Source organism: Luteimonas changyuni, assembly GCF_039548395.1.
GTDB lineage: Bacteria > Pseudomonadota > Gammaproteobacteria > Xanthomonadales > Xanthomonadaceae > Luteimonas.
Map to the genome: position 1 here is coordinate 1 of NZ_JBCLUZ010000019.1, position 23,784 is coordinate 23,784.

Below are 23,784 nucleotides of genomic sequence, written 5' to 3' on the forward strand. Positions count from 1 at the left end.
GGATCGCCCCACATGAACACGATCCACCCCGCCGCCGCCAGGAACGGCCCAAAGGGAATCGGCGTGGCGCGCTCGCGGCCCTTGATCATCAGCCAGGCGCCACCAATCACCGCGCCCACCAGCGACGACACCAGGATGATCGGCAGCACGCCCGCAAGCCCGCACCAGGCGCCCAGCGCGGCCAGCAGCTTGAAGTCGCCGTGGCCCATGCCGTCCTTGCCGGTGAACTGCTTGTAGCCCCACCACACCACCCACAGGCTCACGTAGCCGGCAATCGCGCCCAGCAGGGCCTCCTTGGGCCCGTGGTACAGGTTCTCCACCGCCGCGATCAGCCCCAGCCACATCAGCGGCAATGTGAGCGAATCCGGCAGCAGCTGGGTGCGCAGGTCGATGCCCGACAGCGCGATCAGATAACAGGTGAGTGCGCATGGGGAACAGATGGGCGAGATCACCCGGGGTGAGCGCGCACCATTCCGCGAATTCAACGTGTGCTTTCAGACTATAGGCCCCTTTCAGCATCTGCTGAAACCTGCCTTTGTTGACTATTTCACTAGAAGTGATATTTTCAGCAAGTGCTGAAATACCCTGAATCCGTGAGAATCGCAGAAACCCGGGCAGCCGAGGCGCTCCGGGAGCTGCTTGAGCGGGTGTCGGCAATCACGGTGGTGAGCGTCGATCAGCAGGTTTCCGCTGCCGGGGACGGGGTTGACATCCTTGTACACCTCGAAGCGGCAGGCCAGCCCCGAATTCTGGCTTGCGAAGTGAAGTCCAGCGGCCAACCGCGATACGCGCGAGCGGCACTTCTTCAGCTACGCAACTACGTGGCCCGGAAAGCGCAAGGAGCGATTCCGGTCTTCATTGCCCCCTATCTGTCGCCGAATGCGCAGTCGATGTGCCGCGAGGAAGGGGTCGGCTTCCTCGATTTCGAGGGCAATGCCCACCTGTCGTTCGATGGCATCTTCATCGATCGGCAGGTGGCGAACAAGCCGGACAGCGAACGCCGCGGACTCAAGTCCTTGTTCACGCCGAAGTCCGCTCAGGTGCTGCGAGTCCTGCTTCGCCAACCGGACCGGGCCTGGCGCGTTGTCGAACTTGCCGAAGCCGCTGCTGTCAGCGTGGGTCATGTCAGCAACGTGCGCAACGGGTTGCTGGACCGGGAGTGGGCGGAAGTCTCGGACGATGGGTTGCTCTTGGCCAGGCCTGAGGCGCTGCTCGATGAGTGGGCGAGTGCTTACGAACCGCCGGCGGGCAAGCGCCTGGGCTTCTACACGACGCTGCACGGCCGCGCGCTGGAAGATGCCGCGCGCCAGACACTGCACGCGGGAGATGAAGGCGGGCAGGCAGTGTTCGCTTCGTACTCTGCTGCGCAGTGGCTGGCACCCTATGCGCGCACCGGCACGCAATATTTCTATGCAGACCAGAAAGGTCTTGAACGGCTTCATGGCGCGCTGGGGCTTTCTGCAGCCTCGAAAGGTCAGAATGTCATCGTGGCGCTGCCCAAGGATGCGGGCTTGTTTCGGGATACCGTGGAACCCGCACCAGGGGCGGTCTGTACGAGCCCGGTGCAAACGTATCTGGATCTCCGCGTGGCCGGCGAGCGCGGTGCGGAAGCGGCCGACCATCTACGCAGGGAAATGCTGGCGTGGCAGAAGACGTGAGCCCACAGGAGCCGCAGTCAGCAGCCGACTACGACGACCGCACCACAACCGCGGTGAAAACGGTGCTGGTCGAGATCGGCCAGATCCTCGGGAGCTTCAAGGGCAAGTTCGCTGTGATCGGCGGTGCCGTGCCGTGGCTGCTGCTCGACAACGAGGACATGCCACACGTCGGCACGCTCGACCTGGATCTCGGCTTGGACGCAGAGGCGTTGGGTGACGGGGAGTACGCGAGGCTCGTCGAGGCACTGCTGCGACATGGGTACCAGCAGCGCGAGGAATTTCGGCGCTTCCAGTTGGTCCGGAAGGTGTCGGCTGGCGATGGCGGTCCTCCGATCGATGTCGTCGTCGACTTCCTGATGCCGCGGGACGCCGACATCGTGAAGAACGTTCCGCCAATGATCGAGAACTTCGCCGTGCAGAGAGCGGACGGCGCGGACCTGGCAACGCATTTCTACGAGATGGTGGCGGTGTCGGGCTTCATGCCGGCCGGCGGCACGAATCGCGTCGAGATCGCGGTCTGCTCGATTCCGGCGTTGTTGGCGATGAAGGGGTACGCCATCGAACACCGGCACAAGCAGAAGGATGCCTACGACATTTATTACTGCGTCCGGAACTATCCGGGTGGCATCGAAGCGCTGGCCGACGCCTGTAGGTCAGTGCTGGAGCAGAAGAGCGGCGATGCCGGATACCGTTTCATCGCGGGAAAGTTCGAGGCTCCGGATAGTTATGGTCCCACCAGCGTTCGCCTGTTCGTGGAGGAGACAGAGGTCCTGGGAGAGCGTACCCCGGACCAATGGCAGCAAGACGCATTCGGCCAAGTGGATGCATTGCTGCGCGCGCTGGGCTTGAGGGAATGAATGCGGGTCGCTCCGGACTGGGCGCGAGGGATCCGCCCAGAAAAAGGATAAGAAACCGCCTTTGCAGGAGCGGCTATAGCCGCGATCACAGCCTTGGTTTCGCGCAGCGTCGTAGGGATTCCCGCCCATCTGATCGCGGCTATAGCCGCTCCCACAAAAGCTGCTCCTACAAATAACCGTTCCTACATAGGCGTTACAGGCCCGCGTAGGCCCTGTAGGCGCCGATGATCCCGTCACCCCACATGAACACAATCCACCCCGCCGCCGCCAGGAACGGCCCAAAGGGAATCGGCGTGGCGCGCTCGCGGCCCTTGATCATCAGCCAGGCGCCACCAATCACCGCGCCCACCAGCGACGACACCAGGATGATCGGCAGCACGCCCGCCAGCCCGCACCAGGCGCCCAGCGCGGCCAGCAGCTTGAAGTCGCCGTGGCCCATGCCGTCCTTGCCGGTGAACTGTTTGTAGCCCCACCACACCGTCCACAGGCTCACGTAGCCGGCGATTGCGCCAAGCAGGGCCTCCTTGGGCCCGTGGTACAGGTTTTCCACCGCCGCGATCAGCCCCAGCCACATCAAGGGCAATGTGAGCGAATCCGGCAGCAGCTGGGTGCGCAGGTCGATGCCGCCCAGCGCGACCAGGTAGCAGCTCAGCAGCGCCGCGCCAAAGCCCTGCCAGCCGAAGCCGAAGGTCCACACGCTGGCCAGCACCAGCAGCATGGTCAGCAGTTCCACCGCCGGGTACTGCGCGGAGATCGGGGCCTTGCAGCTGCGGCACTTGCCGCGCAGCGCCAGCCAGCTCAGCACCGGGATGTTCTCGTACCAGCTCAGCTGATGCCCGCAATGCGGGCAGTGCGAGCGCTCCACCACGATGCCCGGCGGCGGCGGATCGTAGAGCTCCGGCTCGCCCAGCATCTCGCGGCTGTCGCGCTTCCACTGCCACTCCATGCGCCTGGGCAGGCGCAGGATGACCACATTGAGGAAGCTGCCGACAAGCAGGCCGAGGCCTGCGACCAGCGGGTAGCCGATCTCGGGGTTCTGGTCGAGGAAGGCCACTGCTAGGTCAGACCACCGCGGCGAGCTTGAAGATCGGGAGGTACATGCCGACGACCATGCCGCCCACGATCGTGCCGATGAACACCATGATCAGCGGCTCCAGCAGGCTGGACAGCGCATCCACGGCGTTGTTGACCTCTTCCTCATAGAACTCGGCCACCTTGAACAGCATGGTGTCGAGCGCACCGGCCTCTTCGCCGATCGCCGCCATCTGGATGACCATGTGCGGGAACAGGTTCACCTGCTTCATGGACATATTGAGCTGGTAGCCCACGGCGACGTCGTTCTTGATCTCGTGGGTGGCCTTCTCGTACACGGTGTTGCCGGTTGCACCGGCCACGATATCCAGCGCTTCCACCAGGGGAACACCGGCCTGGAAGGTCGTTGCCAGCGTCCGGGCGAAGCGTGCGATGGCCGAGTTGTGCATGATCTGGCCGATCACCGGGACCTTGAGGATCAACCGGTCGCAAAAATGCTGGAACGCGGGCGAGCGCTTGAAGATGAAGATCGTGCCCACGATGGTGGCCACCGTCGCCAGCAGGATGATCCACCACCACTGCACCATGAACCGTGATGCGCCCACGATCAGCTGGGTAAACGCCGGAAGTTCGGTGCCAAAGCCCGCGAATACCGATTCGAACTGTGGCACCACGTAGACCAGCAGGATGGCACTGACCAGAAGCGCGACCGCAACCACCGTTGCCGGGTAGAACAGCGCCTTCTTGATCTTGCCCTTGAGGCTCTCGACGTTTTCCTTGTACGTGGCGATGGTCTCGAGCACGGTCTCCAGCACGCCCGCGCCTTCGCCGGCCTTCACCAGATTCCGATACAACTCGTCGAACTGCACCGGATGCTTGCTCATTGCTTCGTAGATCGACAGGCCGCCCTCGAGATCCAGGCGCAGCGAGTCGACCATGGTCTTCATCCGGACGTTCTTGTTGCCGTTGCCAATGATCTCCAGCGACTGGACGATCGGCACGCCGGATTTGATCATCGTCGCGAGCTGGCGGCTGAACACCGCGATGTCCTTGGACGAGATGCGCTTGCCCGAGCTGCCGAACAGTGGTTTGCCCTTGGCCTTGACCACCTGGGGCGTGATGCCCTGGCGACGCAGCTCGGCACGGAGCAGGTTGGCGTTCTTCGCCGACTGCTCGCCTTTCATCTTCTTGCCGCGCTTGTCGGTGCCCTGCCAGACGAAGGGCGTCAGCTCCACGCCGGCACGCTGGTGCACAACGGGCTTCTTCGCGGCGGTTCGCGCGGCGCTACCGGTCACAGACATGTTCAGACTCCCCTAAAGGCCCGGAACCCCGACCAGGCCGCAAGAGCACATCCTAAACCCTTGCGGCGCAAAGTGAAATTTCCGTTTGTGACGCCGCTCCGGGTTCCGACCTTTCCTTCCCCGCAAAGCTCTCAGTCGACCGTAATCCGGTTGATCTCCGCCAGGCTAGTCAGCCCATTCCTCGCCTTCAGCAACGCCGATTGGCGCAGATCCTTCACCCCGGCGGCCTTGGCCGCCTCCGCGATCTGCAGCGCGTTGCCGCCCTGCAGCACGATGGTCTGGATCTCGTCGCTCATCGGCAGCACCTGGTAGATGCCCACCCGGCCCTTGTAGCCACCGGTGCACTCGTCGCAGCCCACGGCCTCGTAAATCGTGAAGCCGGCATGGATCTCATCGGCGGTGAATCCCTCGGCCAACAGGGCGTTCTCGGGCAGATCCTGCGGACGCTTGCATCTGGGGCAGAGCCGGCGGCACAGGCGCTGGGCGACCACCACAGTGACCGAGCTGGTGATGTTGTAGGGCGCAATACCCATGTTCATCAAGCGGGCAATGGTTTGCGGGGCGTCGTTGGTGTGCAGCGTGGAGAGCACCATGTGGCCGGTCTGGGCGGCCTTGATCGCGATCTCGGCGGTTTCAAGGTCGCGGATCTCGCCCACCATGATGATGTCCGGGTCCTGGCGCAGGAAGCTGCGCAGGGCCGCGGCAAAGGTCATGCCGCGTTTAACGTTCTGCTGCACCTGGTTCACGCCGGGCAGGCGGATTTCCACCGGATCCTCCACGGTGGAGATGTTGCGCATGTCGTCGTTGAGGATGCCGAGCGCCGTGTACAGGCTGACCGTCTTGCCGGATCCGGTGGGGCCGGTGACCAGCACCATCCCATAGGGCTTGTGGATGGCATCAAGGAAGATCTTCTGCTGCTCCGGCTCATAGCCCAGCTTCTCGATGCCGAGTTTGGCGGCGCTGCCGTCGAGGATACGCAGCACCACCTTTTCGCCGAACAGGGTCGGCAGGGTGCTGACGCGGAAGTCGATCTGCTTGGTCTTGCTCAGGTTGAGCTTGATGCGGCCGTCCTGCGGCACCCGCTTCTCGGCGATGTCCAGTTGGGCCATGACCTTCAGGCGGGCGGTGATCCGCTGGTTCAGCTTGACCGGCATCTTCGCGGCCTGCTTGAGAATGCCGTCGATGCGCAGACGCACCCGGAAGTCATCCTCGTAGGGCTCGAAGTGGATATCCGAGGCCCCCTTCTTGATGGCATCGATCAGGACCTTGTTGACGAACTTGACCACCGGGGTGTCATCACCCGTGGCATTCACCCCGGAATCGCTGCCCTCATCCTCGCCGCCGCTGACGTCGAGGTTGTCCAGGCCTTCGGAGTCTTCGAGCGCATCGCCAAAGGCGTCCCCGGCGTCCTGCCACAGCTCCACGCAGCGGCGCAGCTTGTCCTCGTCCACCAGGATCGGCTCGACCGTCAGGTTGGTGTGGAACTTCACCTCGTCCATGGCGTGGGTGTTGGTGGGGTCGGGCGTGCCCACGAACAGCCGGCCGCCGCGCTTGAACAGGGGCAGGATGGCGTGCTTGGCCAGCAGCTCCTCGCTGACCAGCTTGATCGCACTGAACGACCCGTCCATCACCGACGGATCGAAGACCGGCATGCCGAATTCGATGGAGTTGGCGCCGGCCAGCTGGGCCGAAGTGACCAGCTTGTGCTCCCGCAGGTACTGGGCGATCGGCTTGCGCTGGGCCGAGGCCTTGTCCAAAGCCTCGCGGGCGGTGGCGTCGTCCAGTACGCCGTCCAGGACGAGACGACGGGCGATGCCGGTGATTCCGACCAGATTGGCCGAGGCGACTGCGTTCATTCGGATCCTCCACGAAGTGCCGACTTTACCGCAAGCAACCGCTGTGCCACAGCCGGACGCCGGTCACGCCCCCGGAGGTCCGGCCTGCAGCAGGGCGGGGTTTCCGGCTACCCTTGGCACAAAGGGGACACGATGAAAGTTTCAGTCATTCTGCCGGCCAAGAACGAGGCCGAAGGCCTGCGGCGTGTCCTGCCGGCCCTGCGCGCCCAAATGCCGGACGCCGAGATCATCGTGGTCGATGACGGGTCCACCGACGACACCGCGGCGGTGGCTGCCGAGTACGGTGCCACAGCCCTGACCTCTCCTTATTCCATGGGCAATGGCGCGGCGATCAAGCGCGGTGCCCGGGCCGCAGGCGGGGACGTTCTGGTGTTCATGGACGCGGATGGGCAGCATGACCCGGCATGTATTCCGCAGCTGCTGGAGCGGCTGGGCGAGGGATACGACATGGTGGTCGGTGCCCGCGACCGGGCCGGTCAGGCCGGCGTGCACCGCGGCGCCGCCAACGCTTTCTACAACTGGCTGGCCAGCCGCATGACCGGCTCCGACGTGAAGGACCTGACCTCCGGATTCCGGGCGGTGCGGGCGGCGAAGTTCCGCGAGTTCCTGTACCTGCTGCCCAACGGCTTCAGCTATCCCACCACCAGCACCATGGCCTTCTTCCGCAGCGCCTACCCGGTGGCCTACGTGCCGGTCCCGGTGGCCAAACGCATCGGCAGGAGCCACATCCGCCCGATCCGCGATGGCATCCGTTTCCTGCTGATCATCTTCAAGATAGCGACCCTGTATGCGCCGCTGAAGCTGTTCGCGCCCACGGCGTTCGCCTTCTTTCTGACCGGAATGGGCTATTACGCCTACACCTATCTAGCCGAAGGCCGGTTCACCAACATGAGCGTGCTGCTGTTCAGTGCGGCGGTGATCATTTTCCTGATCGGGCTGATTTCCGAGCAGATCACGGCGTTGACGTACCGCAGGGATGAGTGATCGAAGGCGGCGCAGCATCAACGAAGCGTGACCACGTTCAAGCCGGCAACTCGCCCGAACGCCTTGTCGCCGGTGACGAAGGCATGTTCCGGCCCCAGATGCAGGCAGCATGCTGCCTGCAGTGCGTCGGGTGTTCTCAACCCGTGGCGGGCGCGGATGGCGGTGGCGAGGTCGATCACGGTCGCGTCCAGCTCAACCCAGACGAGGTCGGGTTGAGCGAAGAAGGCATCGTAGTGGGAGAGGATGGAAGCGTCGCCGGCTTTCATCGGTCCGGTGCGGCACTCAAGCGCAGTCAGCCGGCTCACGGCCATGTGGGCCCCTGGATGGGCTGCCTCAAGTGCCCGCAGTTGCCCGCGTACGCGGGAGACAAACGGCTCCGCCCCTTCGATCAGATAGATCAGGGCGTTGGCGTCGAGAAAAAGAATCACCAGTCGCGCTCTTGGCGCAGGCGCTGGTCGAGCTCGCGCTTGGTGCTGCGCCCCGTGGCCGGGTACGTCAGCAGCCATTGCATCGCGCTCACGCCCGGCGGCTTCTTGCCAGCCGCGACGGTGAGCCGTTCGTAGTCCGCTGCGGACATGACCACGGCGGCGACCTTGTTGCGCTTGATGATGCGAACGGAGCCGCGCTTGAGGCCGTCCTCGATCGCGGCCATTCCTCGGCGCTTGAGCTCGGCGGCGGTCACAGTGTTGTTGTCCATGGCGGATCCGATGGCGATGCGGTGCCATATTATAGTACCGAAAACGGTACCGTTCGTCCGCGCCCGTTCGCGATCCGCAGGGACGGCAATCCAAGGGCTCGCGCGTGGAAGAAGCCGTGGTGAGACACAGGGTAGAATCTCTCGGGCTTGCCGAACAGGCCGACTGACTTCGCAGCGCACAGGAAGCTAAAACATGTCACTCCATCTTCCTGATCGGGCTGATTTCCGAGCAGATCACGGCATTGACGTGCCGCAGGGATGATTGATAGCGGGCCTTCCACCGGGCCCGGAACGGGCAAACCCACGCTGCTGGTGCTGGCCTCGACCTACCCGCGCTGGGCTGGCGATCCGGAGCCGGGCTTTGTGCATGAGCTGGCAAAGCGCTTGACCGACCGTTTCCGCGTGATCGTCCTCGGCCCCCATGCGCCCGGAGCGAAAACGGCGGAGGTGTTTGATGGCGTCGAGGTGATCCGTTATCGCTACGCGCCCGCGCGCCTGGAAACGCTGGTCAACGATGGCGGGATCGTCACCAACCTGCGGCGCAGCCAATGGAAGTACCTGCTCGTCCCTGGCTTCGTGCTGGCACAGGCCTGGCAGGCCTGGCGCCTGGTCCGCGCGGGCGACGTCGATGTCATCCATGCCCATTGGTTGATCCCGCAGGGGTTGATCGCTGCGATCTTGCAGCGCCTGCCCGGGCGCAAGGTGCCGTTCGTGGTCACCTCGCACGGTGCCGACCTGTTCGCACTCAAGGGCCGCTTGCTGCAGCGGATGAAGCGTTTCGTAATCCGCAGCGCATGCGCGGTCACGGTGGTCAGTGAAGCGATGCGGGAGCGGATACGGCAAATCGAACCCGACGCCGGCAATGTCAGCGTGCAACCTATGGGCGTCGATCTGCGGCATCGATTCGTGCCGGACCCCGACACGCCACGCTCGGACGATGAGCTGCTGTTCGTCGGCCGCCTGGTGGAAAAGAAAGGGCTGCGTCATCTGCTTGATGCGATGCCTGCGGTGATCGCCCGCCGGCCCGGCGTCCGCCTGCGCATTGCCGGGTTCGGCCCGGAAGAAGCCGCGCTCAGGCGTCGCGTCGCAGGACTCGGGATTGACGAACACGTCGAGTTTCTCGGCGCGGTTCCCCAAGCGGACCTTCCCAACCTGTATCGACGGGCCACGATCTTCGTGGCACCGTTCGTCGAGGCTGGGTCCGGCGACCAGGAAGGCTTGGGGCTGGTGCTTGTGGAAGCCGCCGGTTGCGGCTGCCCGGTGCTCTCCGGTGACGTGCCGGCGGTGCGTGATGTGCTTGGCCACGCGTCATGCAGCCTTGTCGATCCGCGCCATCGGGAGCAGTTATCCAATGCCGTTCTGACCATGTTGAAGAGTGGGTGCGCCCAAGCCGATGCGAAAGTGCTGCGCCAAGAACTCATCAACAGGTTCGACTGGCAGCATGTCGCCAACGGATACGCGGACACCCTTGAAGCCTGCGCAAGCAACTTGGGCGAAAGCATGGGATTTGATCGCAGTGGGATGGATCATCACGATGACGGTTGACCCGCCCCGCAGCCCGCACGCCGCCCTGGCAATGGATGGTCGCTACAGGAAAGGGCGCAAGATCGAACGGCTGCTGGAACTCGCCCTCGATTCCTCACCTCGACGCCTGCTGGAAGTTGGAGCCGGGTCCGGCTGGATCAGCCACTACTTTGTCCACGAGTCCTCCGGCCGGTACGACGTGGATGCTGTGGACGTGGTGGACAATCGGCAGTCGAAGGACGGTTATCGTTTCACTCCCGTGACGGGAACGGGCCTTCCATTCGCCGACGGCGTGTTCGACGTCGTCATCAGCAACCACGTGATCGAGCACGTCGGTGATGATGACGCGCAGGACCGACACCTGCGTGAACTGCACCGCGTCCTGAAATCCGGTGGCGTCGGCTACTTGGCCGTGCCCAATCGCTGGATGCTGGTGGAACCGCATTATCGCCTTGCGTTCTTGAGCTGGTGGCCGGAGCGCTGGCGCAGCGGATGGCTTCGGCTCTGGCGCAAGGGTCGCCACTACGATTGTCGGCCGCTTTCATGCGGGCAACTTGAGCGCTGCCTGGAGCTTGCTGGGTTCAGGTTCGAGCAAGCGCACGGATTGGCATTGAGGGCCACCTTTGAAATCGAGTTCCCGGATAATCCGCTGTGGAGACATGCGCTTAGACATATCCCTGTGGGGGCGTGGTCCTTGGCCCGACGCATGTTTCCTACCCTGATCTATCACTTGCGCAAGGCATGAATGGTGTGCGGAAACGCGAGCGTCCAGTGGCCTGGCTTCCTGCGATCAGTGCTGCGGCCGGTGCCGACGAGTTCGAGCGTGTGACGCTAGTTCTGACAGTGCAGCATGCGGGCGGATGCCATTTAGCTTCTCCCCGATGTCGGCCCTGAGTTGCAGCGCGCATTTTCCGGACGTGGTTGCGAGAAGGCTAAGAGGCGCGCATGACTGATGAACTATATGAAACGAGTGATCAGGATCGGCTGGTAAAGGATCCTGTAGTTACCATCTTGATGATCACCTACAACCACGCGGAGCATCTGGCTCAAGCCATTGAGGGTGTAGTAACGCAAGTGTGTAAATTTCCTTTTGAATTGATCATTGGCGAGGATGCATCCGCGGACGCGACACTGCAGATCGCAACTGAGTACCAGAAGCGCTACCCGGAAATAATCCGCGTTGTCTATTCATCGAGCAACGTTGGAATGAATTCCAACTCGCTGCGTATCTTCGCGCGCGCGCGCGGGCAGTACGTAGCCTATTGCGAAGGCGACGATTTCTGGTGCGACAGCGACAAGCTGGCAAAGCAGGTGGCGCTGATGAAAAGCGACCCCGGAATCGGCATCGTTCATACGGACTGGGCGCGCTCTCGGTTAAAGGATGGACGTTGGAGTCACGACCTTAGAAAGTCGGTCCATCGCCGAACTGCGTCCCGATACCTGCAGGGCAATCTGTTCAGTACGTGGCACTCTCCGAAAGTGCTCCGCACATGCACCATTCTTCTACGCAGGACGACCATGGTCGAGTGGTACGACTCCGGAATCATGAATGAGAATTATCACTTCGGTGACAGTGTGCTGGCTGCCTGGATCACGTCGCGCTGGAAAGCTGGCTATATCCCGGCCGTCATGGCCGTTTACCACGTCAGTCCCAACTCCGCCTTACGCTCCGGCGCTAGATCGCGGGTGGCCTTTTACAGGTCGGCGCTGGAGTTCGATACGGCAGCGCGCACGTTTTTTGCAAGTAGGGTCGACTACCCATCCGGCTATCGGTGGGAATCAGCGGCGGGACTGCTCCTCTGGGGTGCGCGTGCGCGGGATGCCCAAGCCATCAAGGACGCCCTGCTTGACTTCACGCGGAACTTCACCCTTGCCGGCTTCCTTGAGGCCGGCTTGAAAGCTGTTGTCATGCGTTTGCCCAGCGTCAGGCGTCAGCAACGGGAAATTCCCAGTGATGCAACAAATGGGGCGGTACAGCCGTAATGGGAACGTGGAGGGACCGGCTTCGGGTGGGATACAGGCCGGGACGTCTTGGCAAGAATGCGTTGCTCGGAATGGCGGGATTGGGGACTCGCTCTGTCATCCAGGCAGCCTATCTACTGATCGCTTCCCGTTGGCTCGGTGCCGAAGGCTACGGCCTGTTTGCGGGTTCGGTGGCGCTGGTCATCCTGGGCGCGCCGCTCGCCAGTTGGGGAAGTTCGCTTCTGCTCACCCGGTACGTTGCTCGGGACCGTGGTAGTTCCCGGGCAATGTGGGCTACCGCTTTGGTGCAGACCGGAGTGATCGGCAGCCTGCTCGTACTGTGCGTGCTGGTTGTGTCCTCACTCCTATTGCAACAGCGCTTACCACTATTTCCGATGCTGCTTCTGGCGCTGTCTGAGCTGATATTGCTACCTGCCGCTCTGGCCGCCGTCAGCCAGTGCTATGCGTTGGAGCGCGGTGTGGCGTCGGCGGTGGCAGTATGCTTGGTGCCTCTTGGGCGTACTCTGGCAATGCTTGGCGTCCTTGCCTGCGGCCTCGCCGCTACTCCCGAACATGCGGCCATGGCGCACTTCATTGGTTCGGCGCTTGGCTTGGCCGTAGCCATTGCTCTGGTCGCGGGAATCGACGGCCTTCCAGCGTGGCACGCGCGGCTGCGACTGCGCGATTCCATCAGGCAAGGGACGGGCTATGCTGTCAGCAATACGGCGGGCGCCAGCTATCAGGAGGTGGACAAAATCCTGATGCTGCAGATCCTCGGCGCCGCGGTTGTTGGGCCATACACGGTCGCCTTTCGAATTGCCAGCATGTTTCTGATGCCGGTGACGGCCTTGATCAGCGCCAGCCTGCCACGCTTGCTGGCACGTGCAGGCAGTGATGACGGTGCACGGACCTTTCGCGCACTGTTGATATCCGGCCTCTGCTACGGTGTGTTGGCGGGCGTCGGAATCCTGGTTGTTGCACCTTGGGTACCTCGCGTGTTCGGCAGTGAGTATGCACACGCGACCTTCTACCTCGGTCTATTGTCGCCTTGGCCTGCGCTGTTCGCCCTGCGCCATTGTCTTGCAACTCATCTGACGGCACACCACCGGCAAACGATGCGTTGCTATGTCGAAATAGCGGGGCTCGGCGTTGTGGTGTTGCTGAACTTGGTTTTTTTGCCCCGCATAGGGGGCGTTGCAGCAGTGCTAGCGTTGTTGGTTTCGGAAGTGTTGGTGGCTCTGGTGATGGGGTTGCTTATCAGGCATGGTTACCAATCGGAAAGTAATCAGGCGAAATGAGTTCGAACATGACCAATCCTCATGCCGGGCAGCGTTGGCTGCATGGGTTGCTGTCACAGATTGACTTCCAATTGCGGGGAAGTAGCCGGGGGCGCAAGGACGGCAATTTTGACTGGAACTGGTTCAAGAAGTTGCCGACCGCGCACTTCGTCGATGCGCGACGGCGTGTTCGCCAAGTCTTCGGAAGCCTGAGCGGCAACCCCCAAAAAGGCTATTCCACAGAATGGCTGCAGCGGAATTCAATCAAGTTGTGGGAGACGCGTGAGGTACTCGTTGATGACCTGAGTCGTCGCCAGTTCGACGACGCAATCGTGCTCAGGGTTGTCGGGTATCGCCGTGCGTATTTCCCGCCCGAGGCTTTCGATGCCTATCTGGAGATCAAGAGGTCGAAGTCATTCTCACACCCTGAATTGCCCGATCGGTACATGGGTTTGCCACTGCGGTTGCTGGATGTGGCGATGGGCTGCCAAGAGCCTGCAAGCATCATCGCGACCGAAGGGTTCGTGGACTCTGTCAACCTGTACCGCCAGTATTTCGTGAAGCGCGGCGGTATCAGCCTTTCTCCGCGCCCTGGTGAAACGGTTCTTGATTGCGGTGCATGTGTTGGTGAGGTCGCCACAGTTTTTGCAATGCACGTAGGTGCGGCCGGACAGGTGCACATGTTCGACCCCCTGCCGGCACACGTGAGGTTCTGCAACATGCAGAAGACACTGAACCCACATTTGTCCAGCCGCATGCACGTTGTGCCGATGGCTGTTGGAGCGGTCTCCAACGGATGCGCGCCGCTGGCAAGTGGCACGGCTGAGATCCGACCAAACGCGGTACCTGACGCTTCTTTTGCATTCATATCAATTGATGACTATGTGCGCGCAAATGACATTCACGTGGATGTGATCAAGATGGACATCGAAGGGGGCGAGGGTGACGCTTTGAGGGGCGCGGAACACACGCTGCGAACATTTCAACCGCGCTTGCTGGTTTCCGCATACCACCGCAACGATGACCTTTGGGTGCTGCGCGAATTGATCCAGACGATCAATCCGAACTACACGTTCCACTTCGGTCATCACACCCCTGTTCAATGGGAGTCGGTGCTTTATGCTGTCTAGCTGAAGCAAAGCTGGTTGCGATTATCGCAGCGTACCAATGCACATCAGCCTTTCGCTGCTTTCTAAGTGTTTCAAGCCGCTTTCCGTCAGGCAGGCGCGCAACGTGGCGGGATCTGTCACGCCATTCCGGATCAACAGATCTTCGTGATGCTGCTTGCCCTTTCCCACTGGCAGGATGGTCACTTTGCTGCAGACCTTGCCCATTAATCCAGATATTTCATCCATTTCGAAGAAGCGGATGTCGTACAAGGGGTCGCCTACCTTCTTCCGCGCAAAGTAGTCGACGAATTGAGCATTGTGCGCGTTATGTACCGTCACGATCATCCGGTGCTTGGTGATTCGTGCCTGCTCCATCGCGAGTGAGAGTATCTGCTCATCCGGGAAGAGCACCCAGAATCCGTTGTGGTAGGTGACGTCGAAAGTGTTATCAGAATACGACGTTTCGAAGGCACTCATATGGTGCATGGCACTTGCGAAGGCAGGGAACCGGCGCTTGGCTCGTTCGACGGATTCCAGCGAAAAGTCCATGCCTTCGCAATCGATGCCGCGCCCGCGCAGTTCGGCCATGTCGCGGAAGCTTCCGGCACCGATCTCCAGCAGGCGATGTTCGTCGTTCGCGAGCATGGCATGGATGTAGTAGGCATGCCGTAGATCATTCTGGTAGTGGTCGAAGATGTCGGCCCACTTCCGATTCCAGTCGTCGCTGCTGGAGGTCGGGTCGAGGTTGCGAAGGCTCATGATCTAATCCTGTGGTGAATATTCGACAAGGCCGCGTGCGTACACCCTGTCCGGAGGGGGCATGCAGTCCTCTATCTGTCTGCCATCGAAACAGCGCAGGTGATTGGACACCATGTCGTAACCCGACATCATGCTGAACGCAATGCCGGCGGAGAGCCGAGGGTTCACGTCCATCAGCAAGGGCACGCCGTTGCCAACAAGAAACTCCATGTTGACGCAGCCGCTCAGGCCAAGAATCCCGGCGGCTTCGAGTGCGAGCATGTCGCATGCATGCCCGGGCTGCATGTGGACGGTCAAGCCCGCTCCATTTGGGGTGCGAAGCAGTTCCCGCCGTGTCATCGCAGCCGACCGACGGCCGTCTGGTTGGCGCACCATGTCCACCACGAACACCTCGCCGTTGCAGCGGGGCTGGACTACATAGTCTTCTTCAGAAAGTCGGCCGCGCCAGAATCTCAAAGCAGTCGGATCCGGGATGTCCACCTGCCTTTCGCTGCTTCTGCCGTGGCGTGGCTTAGCGAGGAGCGGATAGCCGAAGTCGGGACTTCCTTCTTCCTGAAGGTCTGCCGTCTGGATTGGCCGAATGCGCGGGTGATTGGCGAAGCATTGATGGATGGCTAACTTATCGCGCGCCAAGCGGATAGCCGGTTGCGGTGAAATGCAGAGCTTGACTCCGATTTCGTCGAAGCGCGGTCTGTCCGCCGAAAGCACATCCACCTCGGGATCGGTCAAGGGAATGACATGGCTGATCTGCTCACTCTTGCAGATTTCAATGAGTCGAGAGAGGTAGGCCGTGGTATCGCACGCCGGTGGAACCTGATGAAAGCAATCCACTAGCCGCGACGCCGCCGTCCACTCCCTTGGATAGATGCTGCAACCCACCGCGACTGCGCCTGACTGTTGACTGAGTGCCTGAATGACGGCTTCCGCTGATATCGAGCCGATGGCAGTAACGAGATACTTCATGACGCCGCAGCAACCGCCCGGATGACGTTGCAAACAGCATGAATGTTCGCGGTAGTGATCTGGATTCCGGCAGGCAGTACAAGCACCCGGTCCGACACGTCGATTGTGTTGGGCAGCACCAGACCCGCGTTGGGATACAGCCCATGATACGGCTGCATCATGTGACATCCCGGCCAGAAGTACTTGCGCGCCAGGACGTTCTCCGCATGCAAAGCGGCGAGGATGTCGTCACGATTGGACCGACAGTCGTCGCCTACTTCCAGAACCACGTAATGGTGGCTGTTGCGCTCGGTTGGTGCGTACTCCAGCACGCTGATACCGGGAATGCCTGCCAGTGCCTGTTTGTAGGCAGCGTGGATACGCTGGTTTGCGGCGACGATTTTGTCGAACCCATCCAGGTTCGCCAGCCCCATCGCCGCGCAGACTTCGATCATCTTGCCATTGGTGCCAGGGTGGATGACGTTGTCGTAACCCTTGAAGCCGAAGTTGCGCATCAGGCGCGCGGCTTCGGCCAGTTCATCATCGTTGGTAGCGACTGCGCCACCCTCCATGGTGTTGAAAGCCTTGGTGGCATGGAAGCTGAACACCTCGCAGGCACCAAAACGCCCGATGCTTTGCCCTTTGTAGCTGCTGCCGAAGGCATGCGCCGCATCGAACATCAGTTTCAGGCCGTGTTCGTTGGCAATGGCCTGCAGTTCGGCAACAGGCGCGGCACGCCCCCACAGATGCACTCCTATGATGCCACTGGTGCGTGGCGTGATCATGCGGCGCACGCTCTGAGGGTCGAGATTGTGCGTGGCCGGGTCGATATCGGCGAATACCGGAGTAATGCCTTGCCAGTAGAGGGCGTGGGCTGTAGCGACAAATGTCCAGGAAGGAACGATGACTTCGCCAGACAGGCCCAAGGCGCGAATGGCGATCTCCAGCGCGATGGTGCCATTGCACATGGCGACGCAGTGCTTGACGCCAAGGTAGGCAGCGACGCGCCGCTCGAACTCTTGGACAAGAGGACCGTTGTTGGTCAACCATCTATTGTCGAGGATGTCTTTGACATGCTGCAGAAACACCTCTTGATCGCCGATATTGGGACGTCCTACATGCAAGAGATCAGCGAAGGCCGGTGGCGCACCATTGATGGCGAGGTCTGCAAGAGTGCGAACGTCTTTCATATGTAGCGTCTCGCTGTGATCCTTGGATAAGTCAAAGTTCAGCTGCCTGCATCGGGTTCGGCGCACTGTCGTCGCGTTTACCAACCATGGACGATCACTATCGAACCGTTAGTGGCTTTGCGGATACTGCGTTCGGTCAGCCCACGCCGGGAGAAAGCTTCTGACGGCCAGGAGCCAGGTGCCCGCATCTCTGCCAAACGTGTCTTCCCCCTTGCGTGCGCCATCCAGATTGTTCTGAGATGCCTCGTGTCCGTACGCCTCAAGGATTGTCCAGGCGCGCTCGGCGGCGAGGGAGGAGTCGCGCTGCGCGATCGCCTCATAGGCCGCAACGACAGCATCGGATAGAGGGGTCGCCAAGTCTTCAGGCACCCACTTCGGTGAGATCCACGCACTCGAAAGATCCTCAGCTGGGAAGTGTGAGATCGAGGCCGCAGCCAGTTCAACCGCGGCTGTGGAACGGGCATCTTGGTAACCTCGCTCCCTTTGCGCCCGAGTTCGACTTCGAGCATGGCAGGAATACGCGGATTATCGAACTGATCCAGTACAGGGCTGGCTAGCGTGGCGAGTCGAGGGGCATCGGCGTGCTTGTCCAGCATGGATCGTTAGACGCTCAGTTCGTGACGGACAAGGCGGGCGCCTCGCCGTCGGCACTGTCGCTGTCAGGAAGGCTGACATCAAGTGGAATGCCGAGCTCGCGGGCCTTGGCTGCAACCGCCCGGGCCTGGCGGATGTGACCATCCTTGAGTAGGACATTTGCCATCTGCTGCGCGTAGGCCGGACTGGAGAGGCTTTCCACCACCGCAAGCTCGAAGACCTGGTCGGCCAGCGACTCATCCCCGACGTGCTTGAGCAGGTAGTCACCAAACTGTGCATAGCTGTATGGCGGCAGCCTGACCCGGTTGAACATGGCCAGGAACGCTTCCACCAGCCGGTCGTCGTCCAGCGCCACGCCTTTGAGCCGGTTGCCGAGCAGGCCGAACATGGCGTGGGTGGTGTCGGGCGTGATTGGCTGGTGTTCCAGTTTGGCGATCAGTCTGTCCCACCAGGCCGGGTCGACGGGCCGCCCGGCTTGGGCCGCTACAAGGATGAGGCCGTGGTCGCTCATGATCGAGCTGCCCGGAATCGATGCGCCGCGTTCGAACTCACGCATGGCGAAGTCGTTGAAGGGTGAGCCTGGATAGCCGTCCGTCATTTCGAGGTAGAGGGTGGCCAAGTCGGAACTGGCGCGCGCCGAAAGCGGGTTCTTGTCCGCCAGGTCGCTGGCCAGATACAGCCGGTCGCCCCAGGTGGCAGCCCGCAGTGTCGTGAGGAAAAGGCAGGCCACGCAAAGCAGTGCCACCACACCCCATTGCGCCGCAAAGCGATCGCGCACGGGGAGCTTCAGGAACAGTCCGGCCAGCGCCAGGATCACGCCCAGCAGCGCGAAATAGTTGCGGTGTTCGAATACAAGCTCAAGCGCCACCACGTTGCTGGTCAGGGCATGGGCCGCAAAAAACAGAAGGACGCCCAAGGAGTACAGCGGAATGCGCTTGATCAGGATCAGGGCCGAGGCCAGCAGGGCAAGCAGGAAGAGGCCGCTCACCAAGGTGGCGGGCGGCGACAGCAGGCCTTTCGAAACGGGCAAGTTGTCGTAGTAGAAGGTCAGGGCGCCGGGCAGGGGCAGGACGATCTGCCACAGGTACATCACCAGTACGCGGAGCTGCGTCAGCAGACGCTCGGCGGTGTTGAAGTTCCGGCCCGTGATCGTTTCAGCACTCCAGAAGTGCGGAAGCACCAGCAGCAGGAACACCAGGACTGCCGCTGCAACGGCAAGCGCATATCCCCAGCGCCAGCTTCGGGCCACCCAGCGACGCTGCGCCGCAAAGGACAGCACGGTCAACTCGAGCGCCAGTGCGAACGCGGGAAACAGGACGGCCGACTCCTTGGCCGCCCAGCCCAGCGCCACCAGCGGGATGCACAGCGCCAGCCAGCTCCAGCCGGGTCGTGCCTCGATCTGGTTCGTTCGTCCACGCAGATAGGCCAGCAGGGCCAGCAGGACGAAGGTGATGGACAGGGTCTCCATCCGCTGGACGACATACAGGACGGAGGAGACCTGCAGCGGATGGACCGCCCAGAGCAGCGCGACGACACCGGCGACGACGACGGGGTTGGCGGCAACAGGAGCGGACTCGCCTGCAGTGCCGACCTGGATTGGTGTTTGGGGCGCGGCCAGCATGACCACGCGCCGGACGAACGCGAACACCAGCAGGGTGTTGAGCAGATGCACCAGCCAGCCTGTCATCTTGTAGCCCCAGGGGTCCAGCCCGTGCAGGGCATGGTTGATGCCGAAGCCGAGCATGGATAGCGGGCGGACACCAAGCGTCCCTCCTGGTTCGAAGGATGTCGCGGCCTGCCGCAGTGATGCGCCATCCAGTGCGTCGATGTGCACGCCCCGGTTCTCCACCAAGGCCGACCAGTCGTCGAAGATGAAGCCGCCGCCCAAGCCGGGCCAGTAGGCAAGGCCTGTAGCCACCAGCAGGATCGCGCACCAGGCGCGGGTGTTGAAAAAGAGCTTGGTCATCGATTAAGACGGTCCGGTGCAAGGTGGGCTCCGGCTTGGTCAGGAAGAGGCCGGAAACGCCACCATCATTGGCAATGGCTGGGCTTATATTTGTCGAGCGTGCCGGCAGCGGTCTGGCACTGCCACTCGCCCGATGAATTGCGATTGATGCGAAGGGCATCTCCGTGGATCGGAGGGGCACCGCGAACCAAGCATTCAATATGCCCGGTTTCACCGGAGACCAGGTTGATTGCGCTACAGCGGGGCGTGCTGCTCGGAAGTCCGATATCGGTGGCACTGAAGGATATGATGTTTTCAGCCACCAGCTTCGATTCGTACATGCTACGGCCGGAGTTGATTTCGGCGAGCGCTGTCGTGAGCTGGCCCTTTATCGTGTAGTTCTGGTAAGCCGGAAGCGCAATGGCAGCCAGTATGGCGATGACCGCAACGACGATCATGAGTTCAATGAGTGTGAATCCCCCCGAAACCTTCATCTCCCTTCCCCTGTGTGCCTTCATTCGCGTTGATGGCTGCCAGCTGCGCCTAATTTGTGATTCACGGACTGTGCTGTGGCACAACAAAAAAGCCCCGCCGAAGCGGGGCTCTTGAGCACTCGCCCGCTTACCAGCCTACCGTTAGGTGCCGGCGGCGCAGCCAGCCGGGCGGTAGGATTCCTTGAAGTTGGCACCGGCGCTGCCAACCGCAATGGTGCACGGCCACTGGCCCGAGGCGTTGCGCGTCAGGCGAACCTGTGCGCCGGCGACCTTCGGATTGCCGCGCAAGGTGCACTGAACAACCTGGCCAGATTGAGCGTTCCACGCGATGGTGGGCGTTGCAATGACGCAGCGCGGCGTGCTGGAGTTGAGGCCCAGGTCTTCAAGGTCTGGGGTGCCGGTACGGTTGCCGGCCTGGATGCCTTCCTCGTACGCCGTGATGCTGCCACGAATATCAGCAAGACCTGCCGTCACCTGGGACTTGGCGACATAGTCTTGGTAAGCCGGCAGCGCAATCGCCGCCAGGATGGCGATGATCGCGACAACGATCATCAGTTCGATCAGGGTAAAACCAGACTGCTTCTTCATGGGAAACTCCCCTAGGGTTGATTTGGACCTTCACGTGCAGCGATGCCGGTTTGGGTTCCGGAACCGTTGTTGCCGTGCGACGCCGCACGTGCAGGGAAGTGTATGCAGAACCCGTGCCAGTTGGGGGCTTCGAGGCGCGGATGAATGGATATGCAACCGGATTCACGGTCCCGGCTGTCACTGCCGGGGAGTAGAGGACGCATTGGGTCACTTTTGTACGTTCAAAGTGACGCTCAAGGTCACCACCTGTTCCCATCCTGTGATGCGTGTCGCGCATCGGTCTGGCGCGTCCGCAGACCGATGCGCGGATCTCGATGCCAGGCGCGAGCGCCAAAGTGGTCACATTCTGACGGCAGCGGGATGAAGCGGCCGCCAGCGCATCGGCAACGGTTTTCACCAGGCTGAAGCGGTCGTTGCCCACGTTCCGGCAGCCATCGGCATGAATGCGTCGATCGGGGATGACGCGGCCCGAGTGTTTGCCGCTCAGTCCTATTCTGCTGTCGGATTCGGCCGACTCCGTCGGGCGTGCCTCGGTCAGGCGCGGGCGGACCTGGTGCTGGAAGGAATCCGGGAGGAAGACACGCCAGAACTCCTCTTGGCCGCCGGACTTGATTCGGACGATCTGGTGTTGGTGCAGGCGTGGCCTCGCCTCTGCAGCACTGTTCTGTACTCGGAGCAGGGCTTCGGACAGCACCAAGGGAAAGGATGCGGCCACCATGCCGTCCAGGATCCGGGACCACGGTGGATGACTTCGCTTCGACCACGCTGGCATCAAGCCTTCATTGCCCCCGTGGGACACTTTTCCCATGTCTCCCGCTTCCCGCCCGTCCCGTGGCTTCACGCTGATCGAGATCATTGTCGTCGTGGCCATCGTCGCCATCCTCGCGGCCATTGCGTACCCCTCGTATTCGAACTACGTGCTGCGCAGCAAGATGCGGGTTGCCCAGACCGACCTCGCCGCCCTTGGCGCACACCTCGAGAACCTCCGCCAGCGCACCCTCTGGTACCCGGTGGTCGACGCCGAGGCCGGCACCGTGGTCACCGGCTGGCAGCCATCCGCGAACGCCGACGACTTCGCCTTCCACATCAAAAGCGACAAGGGCCAGTACGCGGCCACCGCCACGTGGCGCCACCAGGACAAGCTGCAGGGCTGCGTGCTCACTCTGGCCAGCACGCCGCCGGCGCGCCGGGTGGGGGAGCGCTGCCAGGCCGCGGGCCGCGTGGACTGGTGACGTGGACGCGGGCCGCGGCTTCAGCCTGGTCGAACTGATGGTCACGCTCGCCATCGTGGCGGCGCTGGCGATGCTGGCGCTGCCCTTTGGCGCGCGCTGGATGGACAGCGACCGCCAGCTGCAGGCGCGTGGCCTGCTGACCGAGGGCGTGGGCCAGGCGCGGGCGCTGTCGCTGCGCAATCCGCTGGGCCTGGCGAGCGGGGCGCCGGTGGCCTGCCTGCGGCTTGCGGCCGACAGCCTGCTGGAAGTGGCGCGGCTGGGCACGGGCGAGGACTGCGCGGGCGGCACGGTGGTCTGGAACGGCCGGCCGCACCCCGCCATCAGCCTTGCCGAGCCGGCCACCGGCACGCCGTTCCGCTGCGTGGCCTTCGACAGTCGCGGCGCCTATGCCGATCCGGCCCTGGTGCCCGACTGCACGCAGGTGGCGCGGCTGCGGGTGACGGGGCGCGACCCCGCGGAGGCGCTCGATGTCGACCTGCTTTGAACCATGCGCGCGCCCGCGCTGGCAGCGCGGTGACATGTTGATCGAGGCCCTGGTCGGGGTACTGCTGCTGTGCATCCTGGGCGCGGGCATGGTGTACGTGGCCACCCAGCTCACCGGTGCGCAGCGCGATGCGCGTATCGAGGGCATGGCGGTGATCGGCATGCGCCAGCTGCTGCGCGAGCACGGCGAGGGCCTGTGCGACGGCGCGTCCAGCCGGCCGATGGCGGTGGGCGGCGACGACCTGGCGCTGGAAGTGAATGTGGACGTGGCCTGCCAGGCCGGCACCACGGTTCAGGTGCAGGCCAGCGGCGCGGGCAGCATGGCGGTGGACATGCCGCGCCAGATCACGCTCAGCCTGGCGCCCGAGGCGCTGGGGCTGCCGGCCGACGGTGTGTCGCTGGTTGTGGGGACGCATCAATGAGCCGGCAGCGCCAGCGTGGCATGACGCTGATCGGCACCCTGGTGGGGCTGCTGCTGTCGGTGCTGGGCGTGGTGGCGATGCTGGCGCTGTACCGGACGATGGTGGACACCTCCACCAGTTCGGAGCTGAGCGCGGTGCGCGACAGCCAGCTGGCGTCCGCCCTGCTGGGCGCGCAGATGGAGCTGCAGGCGGTGGGCTGGCGCATCGAGCCGGGCACCGCTGGCGACAACCTGCGCGTGAGTGCGGACGGGCGCGGGGTGGTCTGGCGTTTTCGCGACGTCGATGGCGGGCCGATGCTGTGCGCCGGGATGCGGATCGTGGCCGAGGCGCCGGCGGCGGGCGCGGCGATGGCGGGCCCGGATGGTCCCTTGGCGCAGGGTCTGTACCTGATGCCGGCAACGCCCTGCAGCGGCGTGGACGATGCCGGGGTGACCTGGGCCACGCCGGGGCAGCCGACGCCGCGGATGCTGGTATCGGCGGTGGGCTTCCACGTGGGCCAGGGCGAGGTCTCGGTGCTGCGCCTGGCCGAGGCGCGCTTCGTGCAGCAGGCGGGTGCCTGCGAGCCGTATGGCCAGAACGTGGGCGAGGTGGAGCACGTGACCTTGGCGCTGGAGGCCGGCGGCATGCGGCTGTTCGGCGTGTGCCTGCAGAACATCAAGGGTGCGGAGATCGTGCCGGCGGCGGCCACGGAGGCTTCAGCATGAGCAGGGAAAGACAGCCATTGGGTGAGAAGCCTTTGGGAGAGCAGCCTTTGGAGGAGCAGCCTTTGGCAGAGCTGCCTTTGTGGGGGGGGGGGGGGGGGGGGGGGGGGGGGGGGGGAGGGGGGGGAGAGGGGGGGGGGACAAAAAAAAGAAACAAAAAAAAAAAGACAAAAAAAA

The 23,784-nt window shown here is 62.8% G+C and carries 23 protein-coding genes and 1 pseudogene; 12 read left to right on the plus strand and 12 right to left on the minus strand.

Features of this window, described 5'->3' with window-relative positions:
- Positions 1 to 422: pseudogene (locus WCD84_RS08675) on the minus strand (prepilin peptidase); the annotation flags it as partial.
- 171 nt (positions 423 to 593) lie between these two features.
- Between WCD84_RS08675 and WCD84_RS08680 the strand changes: the two are divergent.
- A complete protein-coding gene (locus tag WCD84_RS08680; protein WP_343281101.1) occupies positions 594 to 1,658 on the plus strand; it encodes a type IV toxin-antitoxin system AbiEi family antitoxin in 1,065 nt (354 codons plus the stop codon).
- Positions 1,643 to 2,515, plus strand: a complete 873-nt coding sequence (locus tag WCD84_RS08685) for a nucleotidyl transferase AbiEii/AbiGii toxin family protein (RefSeq protein WP_343254269.1) — start codon at positions 1,643 to 1,645, stop codon at positions 2,513 to 2,515. The genes WCD84_RS08680 and WCD84_RS08685 overlap by 16 nt, the downstream gene beginning before the upstream one ends.
- A gap of 193 nt (positions 2,516 to 2,708) precedes the next feature.
- Here the strand turns inward: WCD84_RS08685 and WCD84_RS08690 are convergent, their stop codons facing one another.
- From WCD84_RS08690 to pilB, 3 genes are all read right to left on the minus strand, one after another.
- The gene (locus WCD84_RS08690; protein ID WP_343281102.1) at positions 2,709 to 3,569 is read right to left on the minus strand and encodes a prepilin peptidase; all 861 of its coding nucleotides are present in this window, start codon (positions 3,567 to 3,569) and stop codon (positions 2,709 to 2,711) included.
- A 7-nt stretch (positions 3,570 to 3,576) separates the two neighbouring features.
- Positions 3,577 to 4,848, minus strand: a complete 1,272-nt coding sequence (locus tag WCD84_RS08695) for a type II secretion system F family protein (RefSeq protein ID WP_449280088.1) — start codon at positions 4,846 to 4,848, stop codon at positions 3,577 to 3,579.
- A gap of 131 nt (positions 4,849 to 4,979) precedes the next feature.
- The gene (pilB, locus tag WCD84_RS08700) at positions 4,980 to 6,704 is read right to left on the minus strand and encodes a type IV-A pilus assembly ATPase PilB (RefSeq protein WP_343281103.1); all 1,725 of its coding nucleotides are present in this window, start codon (positions 6,702 to 6,704) and stop codon (positions 4,980 to 4,982) included.
- A gap of 132 nt (positions 6,705 to 6,836) precedes the next feature.
- On the opposite strand from pilB, the gene WCD84_RS08705 reads away from it, so the two are divergent.
- Entirely contained in the window at positions 6,837 to 7,688 is an 852-nt protein-coding gene (locus tag WCD84_RS08705; protein WP_343281104.1) for a glycosyltransferase family 2 protein, read from the plus strand.
- 17 nt (positions 7,689 to 7,705) lie between these two features.
- On the opposite strand, the gene WCD84_RS08710 is transcribed toward WCD84_RS08705, so the two are convergent.
- Together WCD84_RS08710 and WCD84_RS08715 are read right to left on the minus strand one after the other, a co-directional pair.
- Positions 7,706 to 8,116 (minus strand): type II toxin-antitoxin system VapC family toxin, encoded by a 411-nt coding sequence (locus WCD84_RS08710; protein ID WP_343281105.1) that lies wholly within the window; start codon positions 8,114 to 8,116, stop codon positions 7,706 to 7,708.
- A complete protein-coding gene (locus WCD84_RS08715) occupies positions 8,113 to 8,385 on the minus strand; it encodes a hypothetical protein (protein ID WP_343281106.1) in 273 nt (90 codons plus the stop codon). Before WCD84_RS08715 ends, WCD84_RS08710 begins: the two co-directional genes overlap by 4 nt.
- Positions 8,386 to 8,643: 258 nt before the next feature.
- Here WCD84_RS08715 and WCD84_RS08720 point away from each other — a divergent pair, with 258 nt between their 5' ends.
- From WCD84_RS08720 to WCD84_RS08740, 5 genes are all read left to right on the plus strand, one after another.
- Positions 8,644 to 9,930, plus strand: coding sequence for a glycosyltransferase (locus WCD84_RS08720; protein ID WP_343281107.1), 1,287 nt, complete (start codon positions 8,644 to 8,646; stop codon positions 9,928 to 9,930).
- Positions 9,920 to 10,654, plus strand: a complete 735-nt coding sequence (locus WCD84_RS08725; RefSeq protein WP_343281108.1) for a class I SAM-dependent methyltransferase — start codon at positions 9,920 to 9,922, stop codon at positions 10,652 to 10,654. Before WCD84_RS08720 ends, WCD84_RS08725 begins: the two co-directional genes overlap by 11 nt.
- 269 nt (positions 10,655 to 10,923) lie before the next feature.
- Positions 10,924 to 11,892 (plus strand): glycosyltransferase family 2 protein, encoded by a 969-nt coding sequence (locus tag WCD84_RS08730; RefSeq protein WP_343281109.1) that lies wholly within the window; start codon positions 10,924 to 10,926, stop codon positions 11,890 to 11,892.
- 62 nt (positions 11,893 to 11,954) lie between these two features.
- On the plus strand, positions 11,955 to 13,169 hold the full coding sequence (locus WCD84_RS08735; protein ID WP_343281110.1) for a lipopolysaccharide biosynthesis protein: 1,215 nt from the start codon (positions 11,955 to 11,957) through the stop codon (positions 13,167 to 13,169).
- Between the two features lie 8 nt (positions 13,170 to 13,177).
- On the plus strand, positions 13,178 to 14,278 hold the full coding sequence (locus WCD84_RS08740) for an FkbM family methyltransferase (RefSeq protein ID WP_343281111.1): 1,101 nt from the start codon (positions 13,178 to 13,180) through the stop codon (positions 14,276 to 14,278).
- Positions 14,279 to 14,299: 21 nt separating this feature from the next.
- On the opposite strand, the gene WCD84_RS08745 is transcribed toward WCD84_RS08740, so the two are convergent.
- The 6 genes from WCD84_RS08745 to WCD84_RS08770 all read right to left on the minus strand — a co-directional run bounded on the left by WCD84_RS08745 (position 14,300) and on the right by WCD84_RS08770 (position 20,769).
- Complete coding sequence (locus tag WCD84_RS08745) at positions 14,300 to 15,016, minus strand: class I SAM-dependent methyltransferase (RefSeq protein WP_343281112.1); 717 nt, start codon at positions 15,014 to 15,016, stop codon at positions 14,300 to 14,302.
- Between the two features lie 3 nt (positions 15,017 to 15,019).
- Positions 15,020 to 15,979, minus strand: coding sequence for an ATP-grasp domain-containing protein (locus WCD84_RS08750; RefSeq protein ID WP_343281113.1), 960 nt, complete (start codon positions 15,977 to 15,979; stop codon positions 15,020 to 15,022).
- On the minus strand, positions 15,976 to 17,148 hold the full coding sequence (locus WCD84_RS08755) for a DegT/DnrJ/EryC1/StrS family aminotransferase (protein ID WP_343281114.1): 1,173 nt from the start codon (positions 17,146 to 17,148) through the stop codon (positions 15,976 to 15,978). Before WCD84_RS08755 ends, WCD84_RS08750 begins: the two co-directional genes overlap by 4 nt.
- A 610-nt stretch (positions 17,149 to 17,758) precedes the next feature.
- Positions 17,759 to 19,708: a hypothetical protein gene (locus tag WCD84_RS08760; protein WP_343281115.1), complete on the minus strand. Its 1,950-nt coding sequence runs from the start codon at positions 19,706 to 19,708 to the stop codon at positions 17,759 to 17,761.
- Positions 19,709 to 19,773: 65 nt separating this feature from the next.
- Positions 19,774 to 20,181, minus strand: coding sequence for a pilin (locus WCD84_RS08765; protein WP_343281116.1), 408 nt, complete (start codon positions 20,179 to 20,181; stop codon positions 19,774 to 19,776).
- Between the two features lie 141 nt (positions 20,182 to 20,322).
- Complete coding sequence (locus tag WCD84_RS08770) at positions 20,323 to 20,769, minus strand: pilin (protein WP_343281117.1); 447 nt, start codon at positions 20,767 to 20,769, stop codon at positions 20,323 to 20,325.
- An 806-nt stretch (positions 20,770 to 21,575) separates the two neighbouring features.
- On the opposite strand from WCD84_RS08770, the gene WCD84_RS08775 reads away from it, so the two are divergent.
- The 4 genes from WCD84_RS08775 to WCD84_RS08790 are packed head-to-tail and all read left to right on the plus strand — an operon-like array spanning position 21,576 to position 23,610.
- Complete coding sequence (locus tag WCD84_RS08775) at positions 21,576 to 22,001, plus strand: type IV pilin protein (RefSeq protein WP_343281118.1); 426 nt, start codon at positions 21,576 to 21,578, stop codon at positions 21,999 to 22,001.
- Position 22,002: 1 nt separating this feature from the next.
- Complete coding sequence (locus WCD84_RS08780) at positions 22,003 to 22,485, plus strand: pilus assembly FimT family protein (RefSeq protein WP_343281119.1); 483 nt, start codon at positions 22,003 to 22,005, stop codon at positions 22,483 to 22,485.
- Positions 22,469 to 22,906, plus strand: coding sequence for a hypothetical protein (locus tag WCD84_RS08785; RefSeq protein ID WP_343281120.1), 438 nt, complete (start codon positions 22,469 to 22,471; stop codon positions 22,904 to 22,906). Before WCD84_RS08780 ends, WCD84_RS08785 begins: the two co-directional genes overlap by 17 nt.
- Entirely contained in the window at positions 22,903 to 23,610 is a 708-nt protein-coding gene (locus WCD84_RS08790) for a hypothetical protein (protein ID WP_343281121.1), read from the plus strand. Before WCD84_RS08785 ends, WCD84_RS08790 begins: the two co-directional genes overlap by 4 nt.
- The last annotated feature ends 174 nt before the right edge of the window (positions 23,611 to 23,784 follow it).

Coding starts and splice junctions, on each gene's coding strand:
- WCD84_RS08695 (WP_449280088.1), bottom strand. CDS start 4,848: ATGTCTGTGACCGGTAGCGCCGCGCGAACCGCCGCGAAGAAGCCCGTT.
- pilB (WP_343281103.1), bottom strand. CDS start 6,704: ATGAACGCAGTCGCCTCGGCCAATCTGGTCGGAATCACCGGCATCGCC.
- WCD84_RS08705 (WP_343281104.1), top strand. CDS start 6,837: ATGAAAGTTTCAGTCATTCTGCCGGCCAAGAACGAGGCCGAAGGCCTG.
- WCD84_RS08715 (WP_343281106.1), bottom strand. CDS start 8,385: ATGGACAACAACACTGTGACCGCCGCCGAGCTCAAGCGCCGAGGAATG.
- WCD84_RS08720 (WP_343281107.1), top strand. CDS start 8,644: ATGATTGATAGCGGGCCTTCCACCGGGCCCGGAACGGGCAAACCCACG.
- WCD84_RS08725 (WP_343281108.1), top strand. CDS start 9,920: ATGACGGTTGACCCGCCCCGCAGCCCGCACGCCGCCCTGGCAATGGAT.
- WCD84_RS08730 (WP_343281109.1), top strand. CDS start 10,924: ATGATCACCTACAACCACGCGGAGCATCTGGCTCAAGCCATTGAGGGT.
- WCD84_RS08740 (WP_343281111.1), top strand. CDS start 13,178: ATGACCAATCCTCATGCCGGGCAGCGTTGGCTGCATGGGTTGCTGTCA.
- WCD84_RS08745 (WP_343281112.1), bottom strand. CDS start 15,016: ATGAGCCTTCGCAACCTCGACCCGACCTCCAGCAGCGACGACTGGAAT.
- WCD84_RS08750 (WP_343281113.1), bottom strand. CDS start 15,979: ATGAAGTATCTCGTTACTGCCATCGGCTCGATATCAGCGGAAGCCGTC.
- WCD84_RS08755 (WP_343281114.1), bottom strand. CDS start 17,148: ATGAAAGACGTTCGCACTCTTGCAGACCTCGCCATCAATGGTGCGCCA.
- WCD84_RS08760 (WP_343281115.1), bottom strand. CDS start 19,708: ATGACCAAGCTCTTTTTCAACACCCGCGCCTGGTGCGCGATCCTGCTG.
- WCD84_RS08765 (WP_343281116.1), bottom strand. CDS start 20,181: ATGAAGGTTTCGGGGGGATTCACACTCATTGAACTCATGATCGTCGTT.
- WCD84_RS08770 (WP_343281117.1), bottom strand. CDS start 20,769: ATGAAGAAGCAGTCTGGTTTTACCCTGATCGAACTGATGATCGTTGTC.
- WCD84_RS08775 (WP_343281118.1), top strand. CDS start 21,576: ATGTCTCCCGCTTCCCGCCCGTCCCGTGGCTTCACGCTGATCGAGATC.
- WCD84_RS08785 (WP_343281120.1), top strand. CDS start 22,469: ATGTCGACCTGCTTTGAACCATGCGCGCGCCCGCGCTGGCAGCGCGGT.
- WCD84_RS08790 (WP_343281121.1), top strand. CDS start 22,903: ATGAGCCGGCAGCGCCAGCGTGGCATGACGCTGATCGGCACCCTGGTG.